Annotated in this window: 29 protein-coding genes; 14 read left to right on the top strand and 15 right to left on the bottom strand. The window is 63.2% G+C overall.

Going from position 1 to position 21,645, the window contains the following annotated elements; genetic code table 11:
- Positions 1-22 precede the first annotated feature (22 nt).
- The 4 genes from DCM79_RS02525 to DCM79_RS02510 all read right to left on the bottom strand — a co-directional run bounded on the left by DCM79_RS02525 (position 23) and on the right by DCM79_RS02510 (position 1,947).
- On the bottom strand, positions 23-382 hold the full coding sequence (locus tag DCM79_RS02525) for a BA14K family protein (protein ID WP_257178492.1): 360 nt from the start codon (positions 380-382) through the stop codon (positions 23-25).
- 127 nt (positions 383-509) lie between these two features.
- Complete coding sequence (locus DCM79_RS02520; protein WP_257178491.1) at positions 510-773, bottom strand: hypothetical protein; 264 nt, start codon at positions 771-773, stop codon at positions 510-512.
- A 258-nt stretch (positions 774-1,031) separates the two neighbouring features.
- Positions 1,032-1,472: a nucleoside diphosphate kinase regulator gene (gene rnk, locus DCM79_RS02515; protein ID WP_257178490.1), complete on the bottom strand. Its 441-nt coding sequence runs from the start codon at positions 1,470-1,472 to the stop codon at positions 1,032-1,034.
- Positions 1,473-1,482: 10 nt separating this feature from the next.
- Positions 1,483-1,947 carry a GreA/GreB family elongation factor gene (locus DCM79_RS02510; RefSeq protein ID WP_257178489.1) on the bottom strand — a complete coding sequence of 155 codons (465 nt, stop codon included), beginning with the start codon at positions 1,945-1,947 and terminating at the stop codon, positions 1,483-1,485.
- A gap of 113 nt (positions 1,948-2,060) precedes the next feature.
- Here DCM79_RS02510 and DCM79_RS02505 point away from each other — a divergent pair, with 113 nt between their 5' ends.
- Positions 2,061-2,252, top strand: a complete 192-nt coding sequence (locus tag DCM79_RS02505; protein WP_257178488.1) for a hypothetical protein — start codon at positions 2,061-2,063, stop codon at positions 2,250-2,252.
- Here DCM79_RS02505 and DCM79_RS02500 read toward each other — a convergent pair.
- Positions 2,244-2,570: a hypothetical protein gene (locus DCM79_RS02500; RefSeq protein ID WP_257178487.1), complete on the bottom strand. Its 327-nt coding sequence runs from the start codon at positions 2,568-2,570 to the stop codon at positions 2,244-2,246. The two genes, DCM79_RS02505 and DCM79_RS02500, sit on opposite strands and share 9 nt — an antisense overlap.
- 233 nt (positions 2,571-2,803) lie before the next feature.
- Between DCM79_RS02500 and DCM79_RS02495 the strand changes: the two genes are divergently transcribed.
- Both DCM79_RS02495 and DCM79_RS02490 read left to right on the top strand, forming a co-directional pair.
- A complete protein-coding gene (locus tag DCM79_RS02495) occupies positions 2,804-3,469 on the top strand; it encodes a class I SAM-dependent methyltransferase (protein ID WP_028138822.1) in 666 nt (221 codons plus the stop codon).
- Positions 3,470-3,482: 13 nt separating this feature from the next.
- Positions 3,483-4,526, top strand: a complete 1,044-nt coding sequence (locus DCM79_RS02490) for a zinc-binding dehydrogenase (RefSeq protein ID WP_257178486.1) — start codon at positions 3,483-3,485, stop codon at positions 4,524-4,526.
- A gap of 102 nt (positions 4,527-4,628) precedes the next feature.
- Here DCM79_RS02490 and DCM79_RS02485 read toward each other — a convergent pair whose 3' ends face one another.
- Positions 4,629-5,513, bottom strand: a complete 885-nt coding sequence (locus DCM79_RS02485; protein WP_257178485.1) for an MBL fold metallo-hydrolase — start codon at positions 5,511-5,513, stop codon at positions 4,629-4,631.
- A gap of 94 nt (positions 5,514-5,607) precedes the next feature.
- On the opposite strand from DCM79_RS02485, the gene DCM79_RS02480 reads away from it, so the two are divergent.
- From DCM79_RS02480 to DCM79_RS02445, 8 genes are all read left to right on the top strand, one after another.
- Complete coding sequence (locus DCM79_RS02480) at positions 5,608-5,940, top strand: helix-turn-helix transcriptional regulator (RefSeq protein WP_028138816.1); 333 nt, start codon at positions 5,608-5,610, stop codon at positions 5,938-5,940.
- A gap of 20 nt (positions 5,941-5,960) precedes the next feature.
- Positions 5,961-6,287 carry a rhodanese-like domain-containing protein gene (locus tag DCM79_RS02475; RefSeq protein ID WP_257178484.1) on the top strand — a complete coding sequence of 109 codons (327 nt, stop codon included), beginning with the start codon at positions 5,961-5,963 and terminating at the stop codon, positions 6,285-6,287.
- A gap of 149 nt (positions 6,288-6,436) precedes the next feature.
- The gene (locus tag DCM79_RS02470; RefSeq protein ID WP_257178483.1) at positions 6,437-7,216 is read left to right on the top strand and encodes a sulfite exporter TauE/SafE family protein; all 780 of its coding nucleotides are present in this window, start codon (positions 6,437-6,439) and stop codon (positions 7,214-7,216) included.
- Between the two features lie 215 nt (positions 7,217-7,431).
- Positions 7,432-9,603 (top strand): exopolysaccharide transport family protein, encoded by a 2,172-nt coding sequence (locus DCM79_RS02465; RefSeq protein ID WP_257178482.1) that lies wholly within the window; start codon positions 7,432-7,434, stop codon positions 9,601-9,603.
- A 2-nt stretch (positions 9,604-9,605) separates the two neighbouring features.
- Positions 9,606-10,748, top strand: coding sequence for a glycoside hydrolase family 5 protein (locus tag DCM79_RS02460; RefSeq protein ID WP_257178481.1), 1,143 nt, complete (start codon positions 9,606-9,608; stop codon positions 10,746-10,748).
- An 81-nt stretch (positions 10,749-10,829) separates the two neighbouring features.
- A complete protein-coding gene (locus tag DCM79_RS02455; protein WP_257178480.1) occupies positions 10,830-12,386 on the top strand; it encodes a hypothetical protein in 1,557 nt (518 codons plus the stop codon).
- Between the two features lie 105 nt (positions 12,387-12,491).
- Positions 12,492-12,710 (top strand): hypothetical protein, encoded by a 219-nt coding sequence (locus tag DCM79_RS02450; protein WP_257178479.1) that lies wholly within the window; start codon positions 12,492-12,494, stop codon positions 12,708-12,710.
- A gap of 10 nt (positions 12,711-12,720) precedes the next feature.
- Positions 12,721-13,179, top strand: coding sequence for a hypothetical protein (locus DCM79_RS02445; RefSeq protein ID WP_257178478.1), 459 nt, complete (start codon positions 12,721-12,723; stop codon positions 13,177-13,179).
- Between the two features lie 55 nt (positions 13,180-13,234).
- On the opposite strand, the gene DCM79_RS02440 is transcribed toward DCM79_RS02445, so the two are convergent.
- The 5 genes from DCM79_RS02440 to DCM79_RS02420 form a co-directional block, all read right to left on the bottom strand.
- Positions 13,235-13,663, bottom strand: a complete 429-nt coding sequence (locus DCM79_RS02440; protein ID WP_257178477.1) for a hypothetical protein — start codon at positions 13,661-13,663, stop codon at positions 13,235-13,237.
- Between the two features lie 23 nt (positions 13,664-13,686).
- Positions 13,687-14,040, bottom strand: a complete 354-nt coding sequence (locus DCM79_RS02435; protein ID WP_257178476.1) for a hypothetical protein — start codon at positions 14,038-14,040, stop codon at positions 13,687-13,689.
- 58 nt (positions 14,041-14,098) lie between these two features.
- Positions 14,099-14,602: a hypothetical protein gene (locus DCM79_RS02430; protein WP_257178475.1), complete on the bottom strand. Its 504-nt coding sequence runs from the start codon at positions 14,600-14,602 to the stop codon at positions 14,099-14,101.
- Positions 14,603-14,845: 243 nt separating this feature from the next.
- Positions 14,846-15,238, bottom strand: a complete 393-nt coding sequence (locus DCM79_RS02425; RefSeq protein WP_257178474.1) for a hypothetical protein — start codon at positions 15,236-15,238, stop codon at positions 14,846-14,848.
- 62 nt (positions 15,239-15,300) lie between these two features.
- Entirely contained in the window at positions 15,301-15,645 is a 345-nt protein-coding gene (locus tag DCM79_RS02420; protein WP_257178473.1) for a DUF1236 domain-containing protein, read from the bottom strand.
- Positions 15,646-15,953: 308 nt separating this feature from the next.
- On the opposite strand from DCM79_RS02420, the gene DCM79_RS02415 reads away from it, so the two are divergent.
- Positions 15,954-16,157 carry a hypothetical protein gene (locus tag DCM79_RS02415; RefSeq protein ID WP_257178472.1) on the top strand — a complete coding sequence of 68 codons (204 nt, stop codon included), beginning with the start codon at positions 15,954-15,956 and terminating at the stop codon, positions 16,155-16,157.
- 65 nt (positions 16,158-16,222) lie between these two features.
- Here DCM79_RS02415 and DCM79_RS02410 read toward each other — a convergent pair whose 3' ends face one another.
- From DCM79_RS02410 to DCM79_RS02400, 3 genes are all read right to left on the bottom strand, one after another.
- Entirely contained in the window at positions 16,223-16,684 is a 462-nt protein-coding gene (locus DCM79_RS02410) for a DUF2846 domain-containing protein (protein ID WP_257178471.1), read from the bottom strand.
- A gap of 100 nt (positions 16,685-16,784) precedes the next feature.
- Positions 16,785-17,807, bottom strand: coding sequence for an LLM class flavin-dependent oxidoreductase (locus tag DCM79_RS02405; RefSeq protein ID WP_257178470.1), 1,023 nt, complete (start codon positions 17,805-17,807; stop codon positions 16,785-16,787).
- A gap of 122 nt (positions 17,808-17,929) precedes the next feature.
- Positions 17,930-18,394: a hypothetical protein gene (locus DCM79_RS02400; RefSeq protein WP_257178469.1), complete on the bottom strand. Its 465-nt coding sequence runs from the start codon at positions 18,392-18,394 to the stop codon at positions 17,930-17,932.
- Between the two features lie 521 nt (positions 18,395-18,915).
- On the opposite strand from DCM79_RS02400, the gene DCM79_RS02395 reads away from it, so the two are divergent.
- Together DCM79_RS02395 and DCM79_RS02390 are read left to right on the top strand one after the other, a co-directional pair.
- Positions 18,916-19,179 (top strand): hypothetical protein, encoded by a 264-nt coding sequence (locus DCM79_RS02395; RefSeq protein WP_257178468.1) that lies wholly within the window; start codon positions 18,916-18,918, stop codon positions 19,177-19,179.
- Positions 19,180-19,495: 316 nt separating this feature from the next.
- Positions 19,496-20,911 (top strand): phospholipase effector Tle1 domain-containing protein, encoded by a 1,416-nt coding sequence (locus tag DCM79_RS02390; protein WP_257178467.1) that lies wholly within the window; start codon positions 19,496-19,498, stop codon positions 20,909-20,911.
- A 399-nt stretch (positions 20,912-21,310) separates the two neighbouring features.
- Here DCM79_RS02390 and DCM79_RS02385 read toward each other — a convergent pair whose 3' ends face one another.
- Positions 21,311-21,598, bottom strand: a complete 288-nt coding sequence (locus DCM79_RS02385) for a hypothetical protein (protein WP_257178466.1) — start codon at positions 21,596-21,598, stop codon at positions 21,311-21,313.
- Between the last annotated feature and the right edge of the window lie 47 nt (positions 21,599-21,645).

Genomic DNA, 21,645 nt, shown 5'->3' with positions numbered 1-21,645 from the left:
CTGCCGAAGGCTCATGCGCGCGTTACGGGCAGGGGTGACGCAGGCCGTCGTGACCCAGATAAGTTCCTGAGCCGGGATCGTAGGAGCGATAGCGCTGGGCACAGTAGGACGTGGCGTTGGCCTGAGCCTGGCTGCTGGCGATTGCGCCGCCGATGATTGCACCGGCCGCAAGGCCGCCGAGGACGGCTGCGCCGTTCCCACCGTGATGATGCCCGTAATGGCCATGCCGATGCCCGTGTCCATGCCGGTACTGCACCTGCTGCACGCCGGAGTCAGCACCCGGATTCGCGATCGGCAAGGGCGCCGCGAGCACCGGCGAAGCTGCTGTCGAGAGCATCGCTCCAGCGGCCGCGAGGGCGACGAAAGTTCTGCGCATTGTCATGTCGGGCTCCATGTTGTTGAGGATACCGGAGCAACGGCCGCTTGCCCGCTCCGTTCCTTCAGCGCGGGATCAGCGACAGACGGTCGCGGAAAATGAATAATGGGTAAGGATGATGGCCGACGTGCCGCTACTTGTCCTCGCCGTTCCGCCGGCGGAAGGGATCGGCGACATCATCGTGACCGCTGCGGCTGCTGAAGAACATCAGCGCCATCAGCCCGCAGCCGATCAGCAATGAGAAGAACGCTCCGAGGCCAAGCGCGATCCAGCCGTGCTTTCCCATCTCGACGCCGCTGCTGGAATCCCAGACCGAAAATCCCCAGACGCCCGTGAGGATCAACATGGCCCCGAGGGCAACCAGCAGAGCGATCTGACCGGCACTGATGTTCTTCATGGCTGTTTCCTTGTCGTGCCTGACGAGGGTCAATTGCGACGGGCGACGGGGGGTTCCCTGACGGCGCCGACCCCCTCGTCGCCCCCGTGAGTTCGCCTGCCGGAACATGGTAGCGAGGCTCGGAAGCGAATTCGTTGTGCTGCAGCAACTCCAGGAGCGACTTTGAGGAGCAACTTCCAGGTCGTCCGTCAATCCGTGCGGCAGGTCACCCTCGCAAAGGGGCGCATCCGGAGCGGCGCGCCCGCTATTTCGAGAGAATCATGCTCGATCGGGTCTGTCGATCATTTCTGATTCGGAGACAGCCAGGACGGTCAATCCTCTGATACGCTTGTCCGGCGTCTCGAACGCGATTCGCTGTCCCACCGAGAGTCCGATTAGCGCCGCCCCGACGGGAGTCAGGATCGAGATCCGGCTGAGCGCGATGTTGGCCTCGTGCGGATAGACCAGCACGATCTCGCGGCTCGCACCCTTGTCGTCGCGATAGGTCACTTTGGAGCCCATCCTGACCACGCCGCGCAAGTCGTTCTCTCCCGCGACCGTCGCGCGGTCCAGCTCGCGAGCCAGAAACTGGGCGACATTGGGAAACAGATCCATGGTCGAATTCGCCAGCGAGCTCAAACGCCGCGAATCGTCCTCTGCGATCCTGATCGGCGGCAACGCGGGCTGGTCTCGTCGAATCTCGGCTTCGAAATTGTGCATTTGATGTCTCCTAGGCTGCAGTGGGTCCGGGATCGTCGTCGAGCGGCGTGCTGCGCCGACCCGCCGGAAACAGATTGACCACGTTCGGGTTTGATCGCGTGACGCTCTGAACCCTGACGACGTTCAGGCACCCCGCGACGAGGTACGGCATGTGATCGCCGACCTGCAGGCCGATCAAAGCCGCTCCCAGAGATGACAGGATCGAGATGCGGGCGGGATCCGACCAGCACTCCTCGGGCCAGACCAGTTGCACGGTGCGGCGCGGAACGCCCCAATTGGTGCAAAAAGTGACCCATGATCCAACAGTCACGCGGGAATCGAGATCGTTCATTTCGTCCGGCACGATGTCGGCGCGGTTGATCTCGCCCAGGAGGAAGATCCCGTCCAGATCACCTCGTTGGGCGGCGTGGCGGGCGAGCTGTTCGAGACGGGGATAGTCCGATGCGGCGAGCGCGATTTTTGGAAGAGGCAGCACGGCACACTCCTTCTGCTTCAATACGACCTCGCAGGGAGAGGTCACGAAAGCTGGAAAAGAGCCCGGACGGCGCAAGCACCGTCCGGCTAACCGCCTGCTTGGAGGCGGCCGGCGTGAAGACCGAAGCGCGCGGTGCGCGCGTCTATGTCGACGACATATGCCATGACATGCCAGATATAATCACTTATTCCGCCGGAGACATTGCGGCGAAACCGCACAGCCGCGAGCGATTGGATCTTGCCACCAAGCGCCAATTTGGCGGCGATGTGAGCTTCAGATTCCCCAGCGCAATCTTTTTACCGTAGGCCCTGTTCATCGATCAGGATGCGGTGAATCTCGATGCGCTGCGGCAGCTCAATCAGGAACTCCGCATCGCGTGCGAGATGATGGACCTTGGTGGGCTCGCCCTTGGTGAAAGCCGTCATGGCTGCGATGTCCGCCCAATAGGAAATGGTCGTGAACCACGTCTCCTCGTCGCGGTCCTCGCGCAATTGCTGCACGCCGAGCGCGGTCTTGCGCAGTGGCGGAATGCCCTCGGCCTGCAGATAGGCCTGGTAGGCGTCGGCAAGCTCGCGGCGGGTTCGGCCGCGCCAGATGCGGGCGATGGTCGGCTTGGTCGGCATGACAGGCTCCCTTGCGGCGAACGCCGCGCCCCGCATTCTGTTCCATGCGTCTTCGTGTCGCCGCAGCGGCAGAAACCGCGGCCGGCTGCCGGCGCCGCGGGCGCCGGAGTCCACGTCATTGATCTGAAGCAATGATGATCGCGTCCCTAGATGCTAAAGCGATTCGCAAGTTGCGATCCGAGCCTCTCCGGCCAATCGCGACAATCGCAACGCGCCTGGAATCAGAGGACTCAATGGGACGACTCCTGAATATCGTGACGCCACTGCATACGGCGACCAAGCGCGACTACATGGCCCGCATGAACGACGACAAGATCGGCTGCTCGCTGAAGGCGAGGGAATACGAGGCCGATTATTGGGACGGCGACCGCCGCTTCGGCTACGGGGGATACCGCTTCATCGAGGGGCGCTGGGCGCCGGTCGCCAAGGCGCTGATCGAGACTTATGGTCTGAAGGACGGATCCAGCGTTCTCGACGTCGGCTGCGGCAAGGGCTTCCTGCTCTACGAGATGCAGAAGATCCTGCCGGGCTTGAAGGTCGTCGGTTTCGATATCTCCAAGCACGGTCTTGCCAATGCGCATGAGCAGGTGAAGCCCTACCTCTTCAATTATCGCGCCCAGGACATCTATCCGTACGGCGACGACAGTTTCGACCTCGTTATCTCGCTTGGCACCCTGCACAATCTGCGGCTCTACGAGCTCGAGGCGGCGCTCAAGGAGATCGAGCGGGTCGGCAAGAACAAGTACGTCATGGTCGAGGGCTACCGGACCGTCGCCGAACTGCACAACCTCGAATGCTGGGCGCTAACGGCGGAGTCCATTCTGCACACCTCGGAATGGATCTGGCTGTACGGCAAGCTCGGTTACACCGGCGACTACGAATTCATCTATTTCGAGTGATCGGGCGCTCCTCATGGACATCAAGACCGCCAAGGCGGCCATCCTCGTCGAATCGGGCAAGCCGCTGATCGTCGACGAGTTCAGCTTGCCGGACAGGCTCGAACACGGCCAGGTGCTCGCGCACGTGCATACGTCGAGCATCTGCGGCGCGCAGATCAACGAGATCGACGCGGTCAAGGGCGTCGACAAGTTCCTGCCGCACTTGTTGGGACATGAGGCACTGGCGACGATCGTCGAGACCGGACCGGGCGTGGTCTCCTGCAAGCGGGGCGACACCGTCGTCATGCATTGGCGGCCGGGCAAGGGCGTCCAGTCCAACACGCCGGTCTATTCCTGGCGCGGCAAGCGCCTCAATGCCGGCTGGGTCACCACCTTCAACGAATATGCCGTGGTGTCGGAAAATCGCGTCACGCCGGTTCCTGATACGATCGACCGCACCAGCGCGCCGCTGCTCGGGTGCGCCGTGACGACCGCGCTTGGCGTCGTCAACAACGATGCGCAGATCGCCATCGGCGAAGCCGTGGTGGTGTTCGGCGTCGGCGGGGTCGGATTGAACATCGTGCAGTTTGCCGCGATGGTCGGCGCCTATCCCGTCATCGCGATCGACCGCCTCGACAACAAGCTCGAAATGGCGAAGCAGTTCGGCGCCACCCACACCATCAACTCCGAGGCGGTCAAGGATGTCGCCGCCGAAATCCGGTCCATCACCGGCACTGAGGGACCCGACAAGGTGGTCGAGACCACCGGCGTCAAGAACCTGATCGAGCTCGCCTACGAGATCACCGCGAAGAAGGGCCGCTGCATCCTGGTCGGCGTGCCGCGCGAGAAGGCCGAGATCTACACGCTGCCGCTCCACTTCGAGAAAGTGCTGAAGGGCTCGGAAGGCGGGCAATGCCAGCCGGCGCGCGATATCCCGCGCCTCGTTCGCCTCAGCGACGCCGGTAAGGTGAACTACCGCGGCATCGTGACCCACCAGTTCGCGCTCGACGACGTCAACGACGCGCTGGACCTGATGCGCAGCGGCACGTCGGGGCGAATCCTGCTGAACATCAGCTGAGCGCGGCGGCGAGGACGCACGGCTTTAACGGCCGGCGTCTGAATTGTTGCGCGTCCGGCCTTCGCCTCTCGCTTGTCGAGAGGCGGCGTCAGGTGCGACCACCTACACGCAGGTCTGCGCGCCGCCCTTCAGCTTCACGGGGATCGTGAGATAGCGCACCCCATTGGCTTCGGCAGGCGGGAATTTGCCGGCGCGGATGTTGACCTGAATGGAAGGCAGCAGCAGCTTCGGTGCCGACAGTTTGGTGTCGCGCGCCTGCCGCATCGCCACGAATTCGTCTTCGGATACACCGTCTTTGACGTGGACGTTGTTCTCGCGCTGCTCGCGTACCGTGGTCTCCCACGCGAACGCATCACGGCCGGGGGCCTTGTAATCGTGACACATGAACAGCCGTGTTTCCGGCGACAGCGCCAGCAGCCGCTTGATCGAACGGTAGAGCTTGTGAGCGTCGCCGCCGGGGAAGTCGGCGCGCGCGGTGCCGTAGTCCGGCATGAACAGAGTGTCGCCGACGAAAACGGCGTCCTCGATCTTGTAGGCGATGTCCGCCGGGGTGTGCCCCGGCGTATAGAGAACCTCGACCTCAAGTTCGCCGATCCTGAAGCGCTCGCCGTCGCGGAACAGATGATCGAAGTCGCTGCCGTCGGTCTTTAGGTCGGTGGCGTTGAAGATCGGCCGGAAGATGCGTTGGACGTCCTTGATGTGCTCCCCGATGCCGATCTTCGCGCCGGTCTTCGCCTTGATGAACGGCGCGCCTGAGAGATGGTCGGCGTGCGCGTGCGTCTCCAGCACCCATTCGATGGCGTTGCCGGCATTTTCGGCGGCCTTCAGCATCGCCTCGACGGATCGCGTATCCGCCTCGCCCGAACTGTGGTCATAGTCGAGCACCGGGTCGATGATGGCGGCCTTCTTTGTTGCGGGATCGGCGACCAGGTAGCTCACCGTGTTGGTCGGTTCGTCGAAGAATGATTGGATGATGGGTCGTGACATGTCTGGAACCTCCCGATGTCAGCGTCAGATTGGTCTTGACGGATATATTAGCAAATTCTAAATAAGCAATATCTAAAGTAAGAGAGATGGACCGATGGCGTCCCCGACGTTTGATCCGGAAACTTTCGAGAAACAGGCCGTCGAGGTTGCCGGCATCTTGCGGGCGCTCGCCAATGAGCGCCGGTTGATGATTCTGTGCAGACTGGTTGAATTCGGCGAGGACAACGTCAGTTCCCTCGCTGAAGCCGTCGGCCTGTCGCAATCGGCCCTGTCCCAGCACCTTGCGAAAATGCGCGAGGAGGGGCTCGTCGCGTTCCGAAGGGAGAGCCAAACGCTCTGGTATCGCATTGCCGATCCGCGCATCGAGCAGCTCTTCGCCACGCTCTACAGGCTGTTTTGCGCGCCTGTCAGAGCTAAACGCCGCTAAATCAACAAAAGGAGCCAGGAATGTCGCTACCCTCGATCAATCCCGCACAAGCGCGCAATCTCGTCGAGAAAGGCGCGATCCTCATTGATATCCGCGAAGCCGATGAACATGCCCGCGAACGGATCGTGGGCGCTCGAAACTTGCCTCTGTCGAAGCTCGATCAGGCCGATCTTGCGGCGCATCAGGGCAAGCAGGTCATTTTCCACTGCAAGAGCGGCGCCCGTACACAGATCAACGCGTCGCGGCTCGCGTCGAAGCTGGACCGAAGCTGCGAAGCTTTCATCGTGGCAGGCGGGCTCGACGCATGGTGCAAGGCGGGGCTCCCGGTTGAAGGCGGTCGCCGTTGAGCCGCGGGATCAACGCCAAATGCAGGCCGGTGCCGGACCGATCGTCGCGGCGGTCGCCTCCCCGTTGCATGGCCGTCTAGCTGTGAGCGCCCCGGCATTGCCGGACTACCACGTGCCGTCGCTGCCTGATGGCAATTGAGGAACGCACGATGCTATCCCTGACCCAAGGCGCGCTTGGCGTCGCCTCCGGCTCGCTGGTCGGCTTCTCGCTCGGGCTGGTCGGAGGCGGCGGCTCGGTTTTGGCCGTCCCCCTCCTGATCTATCTGGTCGGGGTGGCGGATCCTCATGTCGCGATCGGGACCAGCGCCATCGCGGTGGCGGCGAACGCTGCCGCCAGTCTGGCGAACCACGTCCGCGCCGGTAACGTGAAGTGGCGCTGCGCCTCGGTGTTCGCGCTCGCTGGCATAGCCGGTGCCTTTCTTGGCTCCACTCTCGGCAAGATCATCGATGGTCAGAATCTTCTCGCCTTGTTCGCCATCGTCATGATGGTCGTCGGCGCGCTGATGCTGAGGGGCCGTTCCGGCGAGGGGGAGCCGTCGGTGAGACTCAATCGGGAAAATCTTCCGAAGCTCGTGGGCCTGGGCCTCGCCACAGGCGCCTTGTCCGGCTTCTTCGGGATCGGCGGTGGCTTCCTGATCGTGCCCGCGCTGATCGCTGCCACCGGCATGCCGATCCTGTACGCGGTTGGCTCCTCGCTCCTGGCGGTGACCGCGTTCGGGCTGACAACTGCGGCCAACTACGCCGTGTCCGGCCTTGTGGATTGGTCTCTCGCAGGGCTGTTCATCGTCGGCGGCGTTGTTGGAGGGCTTCTCGGCGCCCGCTCCGCAACCTCCCTTGCTGGCCGCAAGGGTGCGTTGAACACCGTATTTGCGGCGCTCATATTCGCAGTCGCTGTCTACATGCTGCTCCGTAGCCTGGGCTGGATTTGATCCATCGTTGGTGATTCTTCAGTGTCGCCTCGGCGCGGGGCGCGCCAAAATCGGCCTGCACCGACGGGGGTTCCGGGCGCCGTCGCCGCCGGCATGGCGGAGCCGCGCCTCCTGACGGCTTCGCGCCGCCGGCCGTAACGGGCGGTTAACCATGGATATTTACGGTGTCGCAAGCCTCTGAGCTATGACAGTCAGTTGATTTCGAGTCCAACCCCATGGCGTTCGGTAGCCGCCCATCTCCGCGAAGCATCGCCCCGACGGAGCCAGCGGCTTCGTGGGAAGCGCCGCAGGCTGCGCGGGCGAGGCCTGATGGCGCCGCGCCGGGGCTGATCAAGGGATCGCTGACCGTCTCCGGAGCACTCTCTTTCCTGCGCGAGAACGGCCGGCGCATCCTGACGCTGGCGCTGGCATTGTTCGCCCTCGGCGTCATCGTTCTCATGATCCTGCCGGTCCGCTATGCCGCGACGGCCCTGGTCGTGCTCGATCCCCGGGAGCTGCGCATCACCACGGAGCAGGACGTCCTGCCGGGCATCGGCCAGGACGCCGCGGCGCTTCAGAGCCAGATCGAGATCGCCAAATCGGACGGCTTTCTCCGTCCCCTGATCGAGCAGCTCAAGATCGCCGACGACGATGACATCGCGGGCGGCCATACCGACATGACGCGCCTGCTCGAAAAATTCCGCAGCCGCCTCGAGATCACGCGCCGCGGGCTCACCTACGTCATTGCGATTTCCTTCACCTCGAACCGCCCGGAACGCGCCGCCTCCTACGCCAACGCCATCGCCGAGGCGTTCGTCGCCAGCCAGGGCCGCGTCCGCACCGCGGCCACGGACGAGGCCGCCGACTGGCTCAAGGATCGGCTGAAGACGCTGAACGAGCGCCTGCGCGCATCGGAAGACGCCGTCGCCGCCTTCCGGCTCGAGCACAAGATCCTCAATGCCGGCAAGGATTCCACCACGCAGCAATTGCGGGTGACCGATCTCAATCAGCAGGTCTCCGCCGCGCGGCTTCGCACCGAGGAAGCCAAGGCGCGCTACGACCAGGTGCAGCGCGATCTCAAGGCCAATGTCGAAGGGCCGGTCAAGCAGGACCTGCTGAGCATGCTGCGGGCGCAGCGCTCGGCCTTGAATGACCAGATCGCGCAGAAGAAGGCGGTGTTTGGCGACCGCCATCCCGATCTCGCGATCTCCTACAGCCAGCTCGCCGATATCAACCGGCAGATCGAGGTCGAGCGGAAGAAGAACATCGAGACGGCGAAGTCCGAATACGAAGCGCAGCTGGAGCAGCAGAAGGCGCTGGAAAAGCAGCTGAAAGAGGTCGAGACCAAGATGCTGGTCGACGGCCAGGCGCTGGTGAAGCTGCAGGAGCTGCAGCGCGACGCCGATGCCAACCGGAACATCTACGAGCAGTTCCTGTCGCGGTTCAAGACCACCGACGAGCAGCGTCAGCTGCAGGCCTCGCAGACCAAGATCGCCTCGGCGGCCATTCCGCCGCTGCGCTCGACGCGCCCGCCGCTCGCGCTGCTGCTGGCGGCGCTGGCAATCGGCTCGCTGCTGACGTCGACCGCTGCCGTCGCGGTGACGACCAGCATGTCCGATCAGTCCGCACCGACCGAGGCTCCCATGCAGGCAGCCGTGGCGGAGACGCAGGCGCGGCAGCTCCAACCTCAGCTCCAGCCACAAGCCCCGCCGCAAGCCCAGCCTCCGGCCGCGGCCCGGCCGGACGCGATGCCGCGGCTTCCCGTCTGGGCCCGCATCCCCGATCTGTCGTCCACGACCACGGCCAGCACCGTCTGGCAGAAGCCGATTGCTTCTCCCGGCGAGCTTGATCTCGGTGCCCATCTGCGGCCGCTGCTCGAGCGGATCGATCGGGTGCCGGTGCGCGGCTGCAAGGTCGCCCTGGTGTTGTCGGTCGGCAAGCGCGCCGGCGGCAACACCGTTGCGCGCTCGCTGAATCGCGCCGCCGTGACGCGCGGCATGATGAGCGTCCTGATCCGGTTGCAGGGGGAATTCGCCGGCCACCAGCCGCCGGTGACGGAATGGAATGATGGGTCGACCACGGCGGGACTGCAGTCGATCGACGAACTCCTGAGCGCCGGCCGCAAGGCCGATGCGCGGCCTGAGGACGATATTCGATCGGAGTTCGATCTGATCATCGTCCATGCCGGCAATCTCGCCTTGCAGCCCGACGCCATCGCGCTGGCGGCGCATGCGGACCTGATCGTCCTGGTGGCGCGCGCCGGCGAGCTCGGTTCGGCGGCGATGCGCCGCGTGACCGCGGCGCTGTCGCGGTACGAGGCCGTGCCGACGGGGCTCGTCGTCAATCATGCGCCTGCCGGCTCGCAGGCGCCGCACCCCGAGGGCGGCGCATTGGGACTTGCGGTGTGACGATGGCAGGCTGGCGTGGTCGCCTGCTGGCCAGCGCGATGCTGCTGCTGTCGATCGCGTCGGGCCCGCCGGTCCTCGCCGGCGATTGCGTGCCCGTGCCGCAGACGGTCGCACCTGGCAGGCTCGCCGCACTGTCTCGCGGCTTCAATGCCGACGGCTGGATCAACGGTGCAGCCCCGAGCGCTGAATTGCTGCAGCAGCTGCGCAGGGCGGGAATGAGCCATGTCCGGCTGCCGGTGCCGGCAGAGCGCGTGATGCCTGGTTTCGCCGCGAAGGACGAGCGCGAGGCGACGCTGCGCGTGCTCGACAGGGCGCTGAAGCAGCTCACCACGCTCGGCTACGCCATCTCCGTCGATCTTCACCCCGGCGAGCGCTTCAACCGCCTGCACAAGGAAGATCCGGACGCGGCGTTGCAGCAAATGCAGGAAGCCTGGAGCGGTCTTGCCGGGGTCATCCGATCCTATCCGGCCGATCGCGTCTTCGCCGAGCTGCTCAACGAGCCCGATATCGCCGCCGACAAATGGCAGACCGAGGTCGAGGCGCTCGCCGCCTTCGTGCGCAAATTGCTTCCGGCCAATACCCTCATTGTCGGTCCGGTCAACTGGCAGCGGGCGGACTCGCTGCCGCGATTCCGCCCGCTGCCCGACCCTGATGTCGTCTATGCCATCCACTTCTATGATCCGATGGTGTTCACCCATCAGGCCCATTGGGACGCACAGGATCCGCTGCACGACATCATCGATCTGCCTTATCCAATCAATCCCGGCGATCCCAGGGTTCAGGCCCTGCGCAAGGATCTTGAGCTGAGGGGCGCGACCAAGGCGCTGGGCATGCTCGACGTCGCGATCGCCGCCGCCAGGAACAAGCCGACGGCCGATCGCTGGCTTGCGCCCGCGCTGCAATGGCAGCGGCAATTCGCACGGCCGATCATCGTCAACGAATTCGGCGTGCTGAAGGCCGGCGCGCCCAGAGAGAGCCGGTTGCGCTGGCTGGCGGAGGTCACCGCCTACGGCCGCGATCATTGCTGGGGCTGGGCGCATTGGGAGCTGGCGCAGGGCTTCGGCCTCGTCGATCGCAACACCGGCAGGCCCGATCCCGACGTGATGCGGGCCTTGCTCGGCGCGCCCCGGGCCGGCCGCCGCTGACGGCGCGGGTCCGCTATCGTTAACGCATCCTTACACATCGCCCCGCTATCGTGCCGGCCGCGCGATGCCAAGGGACGATCGATGAGCGCCGGGGATTCACCGCAGGTCGAGACGGCGCAGGCCGGCCCATCGCCGGCCTGGCGCGAGCTGGTCCTGATCTTCGGCCTGGCCACGGCAACGATCGGCTCCGCGCCGATCCTGCACCTCGCCAGTCCGATCCTCGGCATCGCCGTCGAGGTGCTCGTCGGCATCGCGATCGTCCTGGCGGTCCCGACCTATGCGCCGGCGATCGCGATCTTCGTCCTGTTTTTCCAGAACCTGTTCGTCTCGATCCTGTCGCCGCTGGTACCGCTACCGTCCGATCTCGACTTCATCAAGGGCTACAATTTCCTCGTCTGCTCCGTGATGTGGCTGGCGACGTTCGGCCTTTACGTGCTGGGCCAGAGGAATCAATCGGCCGAGGTGAACCGGATCATGCGCTGGGGTGTCGTCACCCTCGCCGTGGTGTCACTGTATTTCGCGATCGGCTTCATCCAGGACGGGCAGCCGGCGGCGGTCTATCTGCGCAACATCGTGTTGCCGCTGTTCCTTTTCCAGCTGTCGCTGCTGACGGCGGCGACCTATGAGGTGCGCATCACGCCGTTCCTGGTGACACTCGCGGTCATCCTCATGTTGTGCGGCTATGTCGAGCTCGTCTTTCGCGATGTCTGGCTGGCCATCACCAACGGTTACACGTTCTGGGGTTTCGACGAGCTCAAGGCGACCCATTCGGGCGTCTGGGAAGCCCAGATGCGCCAGACCGGAAACGTGCCGGTCACTCTCCAGGATCGCTTCAGTTTCGACTTCCTGAACACGCCCCTGCTCGAGGGGTTCGGCCTGTCGAAGATGCTGCGCATCAACGGTCCGAACATGCACCCGATCAGCTTCGCCTACGGAGTCGGTTTTTGCGCCCTGTTCCTGTTCTCGGTGGGACGGCCGCTGCTGGCGCTCGCGGCGTTGCCGCTGCTGGTCTTTTGCAGCGTGAAGGGTGCGCTCATCGTGGTGATCTTCGTGGTCGCGGCGTGGATCGCGACCCGGCTGCTCGGCGCCGTGGTGACGTTGCTGCTCGGCTTCCTGGGCCTGATCGCCTTTGCGGTTCTGGCGATCCGCGTCGGCCTGCAGATCGGCGATTATCACGTCATCGGGCTGATGGGCGGATTGGATGGATTCATGCAGAGACCCTTCGGCCGCGGTCTCGGCATCGGCGGCAATTTGTCGGACAGCTATTTCTCCATCGACTGGAGTGCCGCACAGGCGGCCGGAACGATCGACGGCGCGGTCGAAAGCGCGATCGGCGTGCTGCTGTACCAGATGGGTATCGCCGCCTTCGTGCCGCTGGGCTTCTATGTCGCGGTGGCGTTCAAGGCCTGGCGGCTCTACGCCACGTCGGGCTATCTGACGCAGGGTCTCGCCGGCTTCGGCGTCATGGTCGTACTGATCAACGGATTGTTCCAGGAAGAAGCCTTGTTCGCGCCGCTCGCGCTCGGTCTCATGCTCTCGCTCGCCGGGCTCGTCATCGGCAGCCATGTGAGAATGCAGAGCGTCGCGCGTGAGGACGTGGAATCGGAGCGCTTCATGCGCTACCAGCCCGCGACGTAGCGGCGGCACGCCGGCCGGATCTGCTTTCTCAGGCGCGCGACGATTCCAGGAACTTCCGGTTTTTCCCGGCGTTGACCGACGGCCCGCACCAAGGGCCGATGCGCGATGAAGAACTTTTCCAACGCCGAATTTTCTCCGGAAGTGATCGAGGTGATGACGACCGCCCTGGATGCCGCGGTTGCCACATTGCCGGAGCCCGTGCACGCCTCGCATGTCAACGCGCTCGCGGAATCCATCCTGCGCACGGCTGGGGCGGGCGAGCGCAACGTCGGGAATTTGCAGCGGATCGCTCTGCTGGAGCTGCAACTGGCGCCGCGCAAATGATGAGGCCGACATGAAGACGATGCTTGCTGCCGCCCTGGCGCTGTCTGTCACGCTCTCCGGCGCGAAAGCAGAGAGCTGGACGAGCTACCGGATTGCCGAGACAGGGACCTCGGTCGACGTTCCCGTCTCGGTCTTCACGGAATTGGCCGGCAAGCCCGATGGTTACGGCCAGCAATTTCGCAGCTCCGACGGCAGGGCCGATCTCACCGTCCAGGCCGTTTCCAACCGGCAGGGCCTTTCGCCGGCTGCGTTCCTGGCCAGGAAGAATCCGCCGTCCGGCATCATCTATCAACGGATCACGCCGAGATTCTTCGTGGTCTCCAGCATCAAGCGCGACAAGATCTGGTACAACCGCTGCAATTTCTCGCGCGGCTACGTGCACTGCGTGCTGATCAATTATCCTGCGGCCGAGAAGCGGCAATGGGACCGCATCGTCACGCGGATCAGCCACAGCCTGAGCGCCGGTTGAAGCGGTTTCAAGGAAAACAGCCGCCCGAGCAAGCTCGGGCGGCTGTTGGTGAGGGTTAGCGCGAGGTCGTCGACGTCGTCGACATGGTCGGCTTCGATCCCGGCACGTGCGACATGGTTTTGGTTGTCGAGCCCACCTCTTGCCCGGCCTTGACCTTGGTCCGCGTATGCGAGCGGCTGAACGTGCCGCCCTCATGGGCTTGCGCGCGGGCGTTGGAATTCAGCACCGGCCCGTTGCCCTTGTTCATGCTGACGCCGGTCTGCGTCTTGCCGTTCACCGCCGCAGCGCTGCCACCGGCCGCGATCGACGAGCCGGTGTTGCCCGTCGCCGAGGTGGACGTACCACCGGTGCCAACCGTCGAGGCCGAGGTGCCGCCCACGGCGGCCGAGCCGGCGCTTCCGCCGGTGATGCTTTTCTGGGCGAGCGCCGGTGAGGCGGCGGCGAGCAGCAGTGCGACCGCCGAGGTCGTAAGCAAAGTTCTCATGTTTTCGATCCTTTCGATCAATCTCAAGGTGACGAGGTCGAGATCGTGCAGCCGTTGAGGGTGATGGTGCTGGCGGTGGTGCTGCCAGGACCGCCCGCCGTCGACGAGGAGCTCGAGACGTTGCCGCCGCCCGCCTGCACGTGCACGGACGATCCGCCGGCCGAGCTCGAGCTCGACAGCGAACCGCTCGACGCTGTCGATCCCGTGGTGCCCGCACCCGACGAGCCGGCCGCGCTGATGCTGCCGTCTGCGTGCTTCACCACCGTGACCTTGCAGGTCTCGCCCGATGCCGTCTTGCCGGTCTTTTCCATAGTTTCCGCCGATGCAGCGCTACCCATCAGGGCCAGCGCCATGATCGCAACGATTGACTTGTTCATTGCGGCTCCTCCTCAACATGGACAAAGGGAGCGGCACGTGGCCGCTCCCGGGATCGGACTAGTTCTTGTCCTTCTTCCACTCGTCCTTGTTGTGGCCCTTGCCCTTTTCCATGCCCATGTCGCTGGCATGGCTGCCGGACTTGCCGTCGCCCATGCCGGGCGACTTCGAGGAGCCCGACTGGCCAACGGTCGAGCCACTGCCTGCGGCCGAGCCGCCGGTGCCGACGCTGGACGAGCTCTTGCCGCCGCCGGCCGATGAACCACCGGTGCCGAGCGTCGAGGCCGAGCCGCTGCCTGTGCCGCTACCCGCGGCCGAGCCGCCGGTACCCACGGTCGAGCTGCTGGTGCCGCCGCCGGCCGACGAGCCGCCGGTGCCGAGCGTCGAGGCAGAGCCCGACCCGCTGCCGCCGGCGGAAGAGCCGCCGGTACCGACCGTCGAGCTGCTGGTGCCGCCGCCCGCCGACGAACCGCCGGTGCCGACCGTCGAGCTCGACTGTGCCACGGCGAGCGCCGTGCCGGCGAGCAGCGCGGCCGCAGCCGCGGAAAGCTTCAGGATTCTCATGTCCATCTCCTCCAGGGGTTTCAAAAACAAATCGCCAAATCAGGCTCGGGATAAACTGGCAATCGCACAAACGTTCCTCATGTCGGACATGCTGACGCAATGAATCAGCAACAATGCGAAGTTCCTCGGCGCGAGGCGGCCTGGCACGCTTTCATTCATTGATTGTTCATGTGACCGATGCGCGAAGCTGTGCGCGTTGCGCGCCATCTACCGAGGTCTGCTTCTGTCAGAACGCTCCGACCATCACCTGACGATCGAAGATGCGGAAGACGCCGTACGCGCTGTCCGCTTCGAACGAAGGCTGGTTGCGCGAACAGCGTCGGGCGGAGGTGCGACAATGATTTTCGTGTCCGGCTGCTCCGGCGTCGCCGTCGCAAACGCTTGGCTGGCATGATCGTCCTGCCGCTCGGCTGCGAGCAAGGGCGAGGAGACGGCGATCGCGATCTGTGTGGACGTGTCGAGGACGATCTTTTCGGGCCAGGCGCGTGCCGAGTGGATGCGAATGACGCTGCGATCGACATCGGTCCCTGGAGACAGCTCGGCGAGCGGTGGCAGGGAGCGATCGAGTGCGAACAGCGCAGCCAGGATGAAACAGCTGGCAAACATGACATATCGAACGATCGGCATCAGGCGCACCGGGCAATCATGCAATTGGAGATGCACGGCGGGCCGCTCCTCCACGGCCCGCCGCGGCGGCGTTAGTCCACCTCTTGGACGACCATGCGGGTCTCGGGATCAACCAGCATCACGTGGCTGCCCGAATAGACGTAGCGATATTTGGTGAGCGACGGGCCCCAGTCGCTCGGAACGGTCGCGAGCTCGACGTCGCGCGGCACGGGCGAGCCGACCACGATCTTCTCGCGCGTTTCGACCGGGCGGATCTTGCGCTCGGTGACGTAGGACCGGATCTTGGTGCGATATTCCGGCTCGATCTGCACGGTTGCGCCATGCCCGGCGCCGGTCGTCGTCGTCACGGTGGTCTGCGCCATCGCGCTGGTCGACACGAGCAGGGCGGCGGCCGATATCAGCATGAATCTCTTCATCGCATTCTCCCTCGCCGCTGTATGCGGCGCTGCGATGAACTCGCCATCCACCTGCCTGTTCCGTTCGCGGCGGAACGTTTGCCATTTTTTCCCGTTGCCTCCCCAGGAGCAGCTGATCGGAAAAGAGGAAAATGCCCGTGCTGATTCTCTGGGCCGTGCCCGCCATCCTGGTCGTCGGCGGCGGCATCTATCTCATTGGCACCATGCAGTGAACGCCAAGGCCCGGTTTCGGTGATGAAAGCCGGGGCCGCGCAATCCCGGCTCACCTGTAATCTGGTTCACACGCAGGCCTGCTCCAATGACGCTAGATGAACCAGGGCCTGGCCTCCGCGCGGTCCTGGTCGGAGCTGGTGATGATGGCTTCATTGGCAAGGGCAATATCCCGCGCAATGCGAACGGATATCGACGCCGAAACTCTGAAGGTGCTCGCGATCTTCGCGGGCGCGGGCCTGCTGCTCTCGCTCGTTGTCGCGATGATCTACAAACAGGCATCCAGCGCGGCCTTGCTTTGAGCAGGCGCAGGATGATTTGCAGGCCAAGACGTCTCATCCGCGTGTCGGCAGCGGACCGCCTCAGATCACACCTTGCCACATGAGCTGTTGCTCTGATGCAAGCTGGCGACGTCTGCGCGGCCCTGGCTTTCCGTGACCTGAATCAACGTGATTGCACCGGGCGTGATGATTCCCATCTGCGGCTGGGCGGAGAGATAGGTGGTGCTGCCGGCGCGCAGATCGACGCTCACCTTCTCGCTTCCCTGCCCGAACAGATTGCTGCTCAGCGGAAGATTATTGACGGCAACCTCGTGACGGCCAGGAGGCAGGTCGCAGGCCAGGAAACACGCAGCCTGACTGCCTCCAACGGAGCGTCCGTCGACCGAATAGCTTGGCTGGATCGCGAAACCCAGCGCGGATGAGCGATAGACCACCAGCCTTGCAGTATTTGCCTTCACATTATCCGTCAGAGCCGTGCTGCCCATCGGTCCTGACGCACACCCCGCCAGCAAGAAAGCCACGACAAAGATCCCCGGACGCAAGCCCATTCCAACCCCCTGATTCAGTCCAACAGTCCCCGCGGGGATCATTGGCGGGGGTGGTGCGCGAAGTCAATCGCGACTTCTGGTCGTGCAGCGCCGGCTGATGTCAGCGCCATCCCAGCGCCGGCGCCACGTGCTTCAGGATAGCCTCGATCGCATGCGCGCAGTAATCGACGCCGAGCTGGTTCGGAATGGTCAGCAGCAAGGTGTCCGCCTCCGCGATCGCCTCGTCCTGCTTGAGCTGCTCAACCAGCGCGTCCGGCTCCGCCGCATAGCTCCGGCCGAAGATCGCCCTGGTCTGCGGATCGATGAAGCCGATCTGGTCCTCGCCGCCGCGCTCTCCGCCGAAATAGGCGCGGTCGCGATCGTTCATTAGCGCGAAGATGCTGCGGCTGACGGACACGCGCGGCTCGCGGGCATGGCCGGCTTCCTTCCACGCCGCGCGAAAGCTGCGGATCTGCGCCGCCTGCTGCACGTGAAAAGCTTCGCCGGTCTCGTCGTTCTTCAGCGTCGAGCTCTGCAGGTTCATGCCGAGCTTGGCCGCCCACACCGCGGTGGCGTTCGAGCCGGCGCCCCACCAGATCCGCTCGCGCAGGCCCTGCGCATGCGGCTCCAGCCGCAACAGGCCCGGCGGGTTCGGAAACATCGGGCGCGGATTGGGCTCGGCAAATCCTTCGCCGCGCAAGAGGTCGAGGAAGACCTCGGCATGGCGGCGTCCCATGTCGGCATCGCTCTGGCCTTCGGCCGGGAGATAGCCAAAGTAGCGCCAGCCGTCGATCACCTGCTCGGGCGAGCCGCGGCTGATGCCGAGCTGCAGCCGGCCGCCGGTGATGAGGTCGGCGCTTCCGGCGTCCTCCACCATGTAGAGCGGGTTCTCGTAGCGCATGTCGATGACAGCCGTGCCGATCTCGATGCGGCTCGTCTTGGCACCGACGGCGGCGAGTAGCGGGAAGGGCGATGCGAGCTGCCGCGCAAAGTGGTGCACGCGGAAATAGGCGCCGTCGGCGCCCAACTGCTCGGCCGCGACCGCGAGCTCAATCGATTGCAGCAGCGTGTCGCGGGCGGAGCGCGTCTGCGATTGCGGCGAGGGCGTCCAGTGCCCGAAGGAGAGGAATCCGATCTTTTTCATGCGGGCAATCTAGGGATGATCGGCAGAATTTGCGAGACGCCGGCCGAGGAAAGATCGGCGACAAGGCGCATGCCTGGCCGCCTCGTGAAAGCAGGCCCGGGCTTGGACTGCTTGTTGTGTCCTCAGATCTCGCAACCGGTCAAATTCAACGCCTTGAGCAAGCCGCCGAACGCCTTGAGCCGACAGGGCTCGGTCTCGCCGGCCGCTTTTGCACGTTGAGTATTGGCAGCTCGCTTGACGACGGTCACCTTTGGCTTGGCCTTGGGACGTTCGGCGGTCGTCTTCGTCTTGGCATCGTGCCGAAGCCGGACAATCGGTGCCGGCGCGGACGAGCCGACATGGACGTCCCGGGGAGCAACGGGGTTTTCGCCTGAAGCTGCCTCTGCCGGCGTCGCGATGCTCGCGGCGGCGATTTCGAGGCGATCGGCCTTCGCCAGCGCATCATGCGCTGCAGAGATGCCCGCGCTCTGCGCGGCAGGCCGCGGGACGATCGGGGCCGCGCGACGCGGTGGAGCGCTCAGTTCCATTGCCGACAGCATTCCCACGCTCAGCAGGATGACGAGGCCCAACAACGCCATTCTCAGCATACGCGCCTCTAACCTCGGTTAGTGCAGCTGAGAATTCTCCACGCCAATAAGGCAGCTTTGCCGACAGCGGCCGACCTGCGGCGAATCATTTGCCGACAGGGTTAACGGCGGAGATGCTCCCAGCGTACCGAATGTTGCACGAGAGCAACCGTGTCCACGCAAGATGGCCTGTTCGGCACCAAGCTGAACATCATACGAGACATCCTCATGTCTGCTGCCCGAGGCAAGCCGGACATCGCTTGATAGTCCGACAGCGGCTGTTGACCCGAAGCGCACGCGTGCCTCGTGAGAGGAGCATCCTCAAGGATCGTCTCCCGCTTAGTCACTCGAACGCGTTGGGGCATAGAGTTGTATTTGGGAACAGCCGGAACACATGAAGGACGGATTTGATAGCTGGCAATGCGCCACGCATTGGGTCACGGGTCCGAAAATTATCTCCGTGAAATGGGAGTGCCTAGCGCTGCGTGAATTCACTTCGTCGGAGAACAGCATCGGCATGGGCATTGCGATATGATCGCGTGATGAACGACCTCGATCTCAGCACTTCTTTGGTGTTGCTCGTAGCATTCGGCGGCTGTGTGCTGCTGTTTCGCGAAGTCTACGAGCAAGGCAATGGAATGACCGATGGCATGTATTTTGGCGCCGCGGCGGCATTGGCATTTCTTGTGGTCTGGATATCCGGCGCATTCTCTGCTGGGCCGTATTCGGCACTCGAACCGGTTATCCCGGGATCGCACTTCGGCCGTTTGGGGTTGGCCTCCCGTTGGTCATTGCTTGCTGCGTGATAGGATTTCTCGCCGATGGAACCAGAGGCAACCTTAAAAAAATGGCATTGTTGGTGTTGTGGAGTCGTCGCGCTATTCAAATACTCTGGCCTCTTTTTCCGATGGCTCATCGCCCGGTAAAAGGGCCCGCATCCAAAGGGGCTAGTCGTTGTTCAGCGGCTTCCGCCATTTCGTTCGGTTAGCGTCGCAAGCCGCACAAGAACGTGCATCCTTCTTGAGTGAGTTGATGCCCGTGGCTCCAGCGCCAACGAGAGATTTTGCGGTGGTATCTGCTGTGGCGCGAATCGGATAGTTTGTCCTCCGAGGGGAACCAGCCATGAAGAAGCGATTGGTTTTCTGTTTTGACGGCACTTGGAACAGCATTGATGCGAAGAATCCAACGAACGTGCTGTTGACGGCCGAAAGCGTCCTACCGTTGACGGAGGACTCAGCTCAATTCGTTCATTATGACCAAGGCGTCGGTACGGCAGGCGGCAAGCTTGACGAAATTAAGGGCGGTGTATTCGGCGACGGCCTCGTCCGAAACTTGGCTGAGGCGTACCAGAACCTCATTTTCAATCACACGCCGGGCGATGAGATCTATGCCTTTGGATTCTCCCGAGGGGCATTTACGGCAAGGAGTTTTGCCGGTCTCATTAGCAATTGTGGGATCCTGGATCGTCGGCATGCGTCGCAAGCGAAGAACGTTATCGAACTGTATCGAGGACGGGATGGCACTGCCGATTACGCGTCGAAGCTGATGGAGTTTCGTGCGGAGTATTGCTGCGACACTTGGCTTTCTGACGAGGAATGCGAGTGGCGGAAGACGAAGGAGCGTTACCCACTAGACGATTCGAGGCGAGTGAACATTACGTATCTAGGCGTTTGGGACACCGTGGGAGCGCTGGGCATCCCGAAAAATATAGCCTTCGCGAATAAGATCAATGCCAAGCATCAGTTCCACGACACGCGACTGTCGTCGTTTGTTCGGAGTGCACGGCATGCTGTTGCGATAGATGAGCGGAGGGATAGCTTCGAGCCGACATTGTGGGACAATCTGGCAGAACTTAATCAGAAAGCCGGTAGCCCTGATGACGCCTTCAGTGCTCCATATCAACAAATGTGGTTTCCAGGGGTGCATAGCTCCGTCGGCGGAAGTGCGGATTGGCGGGGACTATCTGACCAAGCACTTCATTGGGTTTGGCTCGGCGCAATGCGAATGGGTCTGCAATTCGATACGGAGCAGAATTCGAGAATCTTCGAACTGAGGCCGAAATTTACGGACAAGCTAGAGCATAGCGATGCGCCGGGATTTCAGTACCGCGCGATGAAAGGTCTTGGCGCATACCGAATGCCAGGACCCGAGAAGCTACACGAAGTAAGCTTCAGCGCACGGAGACGCTGGCATGAAGATCCAAAGTTGTTGCCAGAAGGCAAGCTCTACCGTCCAGCCACACTGAACCGAGTAGCCGCGCAGCTCAGAAAGGTGGACCCCGTGGAACTTGGTGTGACTGACGCTTATAGGTCAATTCTGGCGCAGAACGAGCACGAGATGTACGTGGTGCAGAAGAAGGATGTCCTGCGAGCAATTGCCAAACGATTCTATGGTAATGCGAATGATGCGACAAAGATTTTCGACGCAAATCGAGACGTGCTCGACAACCCTGATCTAATTTTTGCCAATCAGACGCTGAGGCTACCCAAAGACGGGATGCTAGTTCCCGACGATGGTCAAACTACTGTTGTCACTTAGGTCATTTTGGCATGGCTTCTTGGGCTGCAGCAGATGATTGACCACGTCACCACACCTGTCCGATATTGTCGGCGAGCCCCATTCGACGGCGGCGCGCTCGGCTTTGATGGTGCCGCCTCCGCGTCATGGTCCCCGTTCGCCTCGTCTATGGCGGCCTGTGTCTTGGTGATAGAATGCTCGCGGCTTGCCGCTCCTTGCGAAGCCCGATTTCCCGAAACTTCCTGTGACGTCGCGGCGATTACCCTGAGCCGCTAGGGGACGATTCCGAAATACCAAACTTAGAAGATCTACCTGACGCTGGCATGCTTTTCAGAAGACGCACAACAGGGTGGCGCCGGCGTGCAGGGCACCTAGTTGCCGCGCTCGCAGAGCCGCACAGTGCGATTGGGAGGCCCGGGATCAGGACAGCATCTCAATTCTTTTCCCATCCTCGCCCCGCCGCGCTTGCTTGATTGATTCAGCTCGCGCTCTGACAAATAGCAGCTTGCCGAAAGTCATGCTCCCTTCGCGCAGGGCAGCGTCGCGTGAGCCGCAGGAACTAGAACCAATTCGACGCAGCGCATGATCGCTTCTGCGACCGCGAAGCCTGCGACAAATCTCATAGGAACGTTTGCATGCGGCCTTGATTGGCATGTCATCGTCAACCGGAGTCTGAACAATGCGAAAGACAATCTTTTCAGTGGCCATGTGTGCGTTGCTTGCCGGCGCGTCGATCGGTTTCGCCCATGCACAGG

Origin of the sequence: Bradyrhizobium sp. WBOS07, from assembly GCF_024585165.1 — a bacterium.
In the GTDB taxonomy this organism is placed as follows: Bacteria; Pseudomonadota; Alphaproteobacteria; order Rhizobiales; family Xanthobacteraceae; genus Bradyrhizobium; species Bradyrhizobium japonicum_B.
Note: the sequence above shows the minus strand (reverse complement) of the source record. Positions and strands in the feature narration are given on the sequence as shown.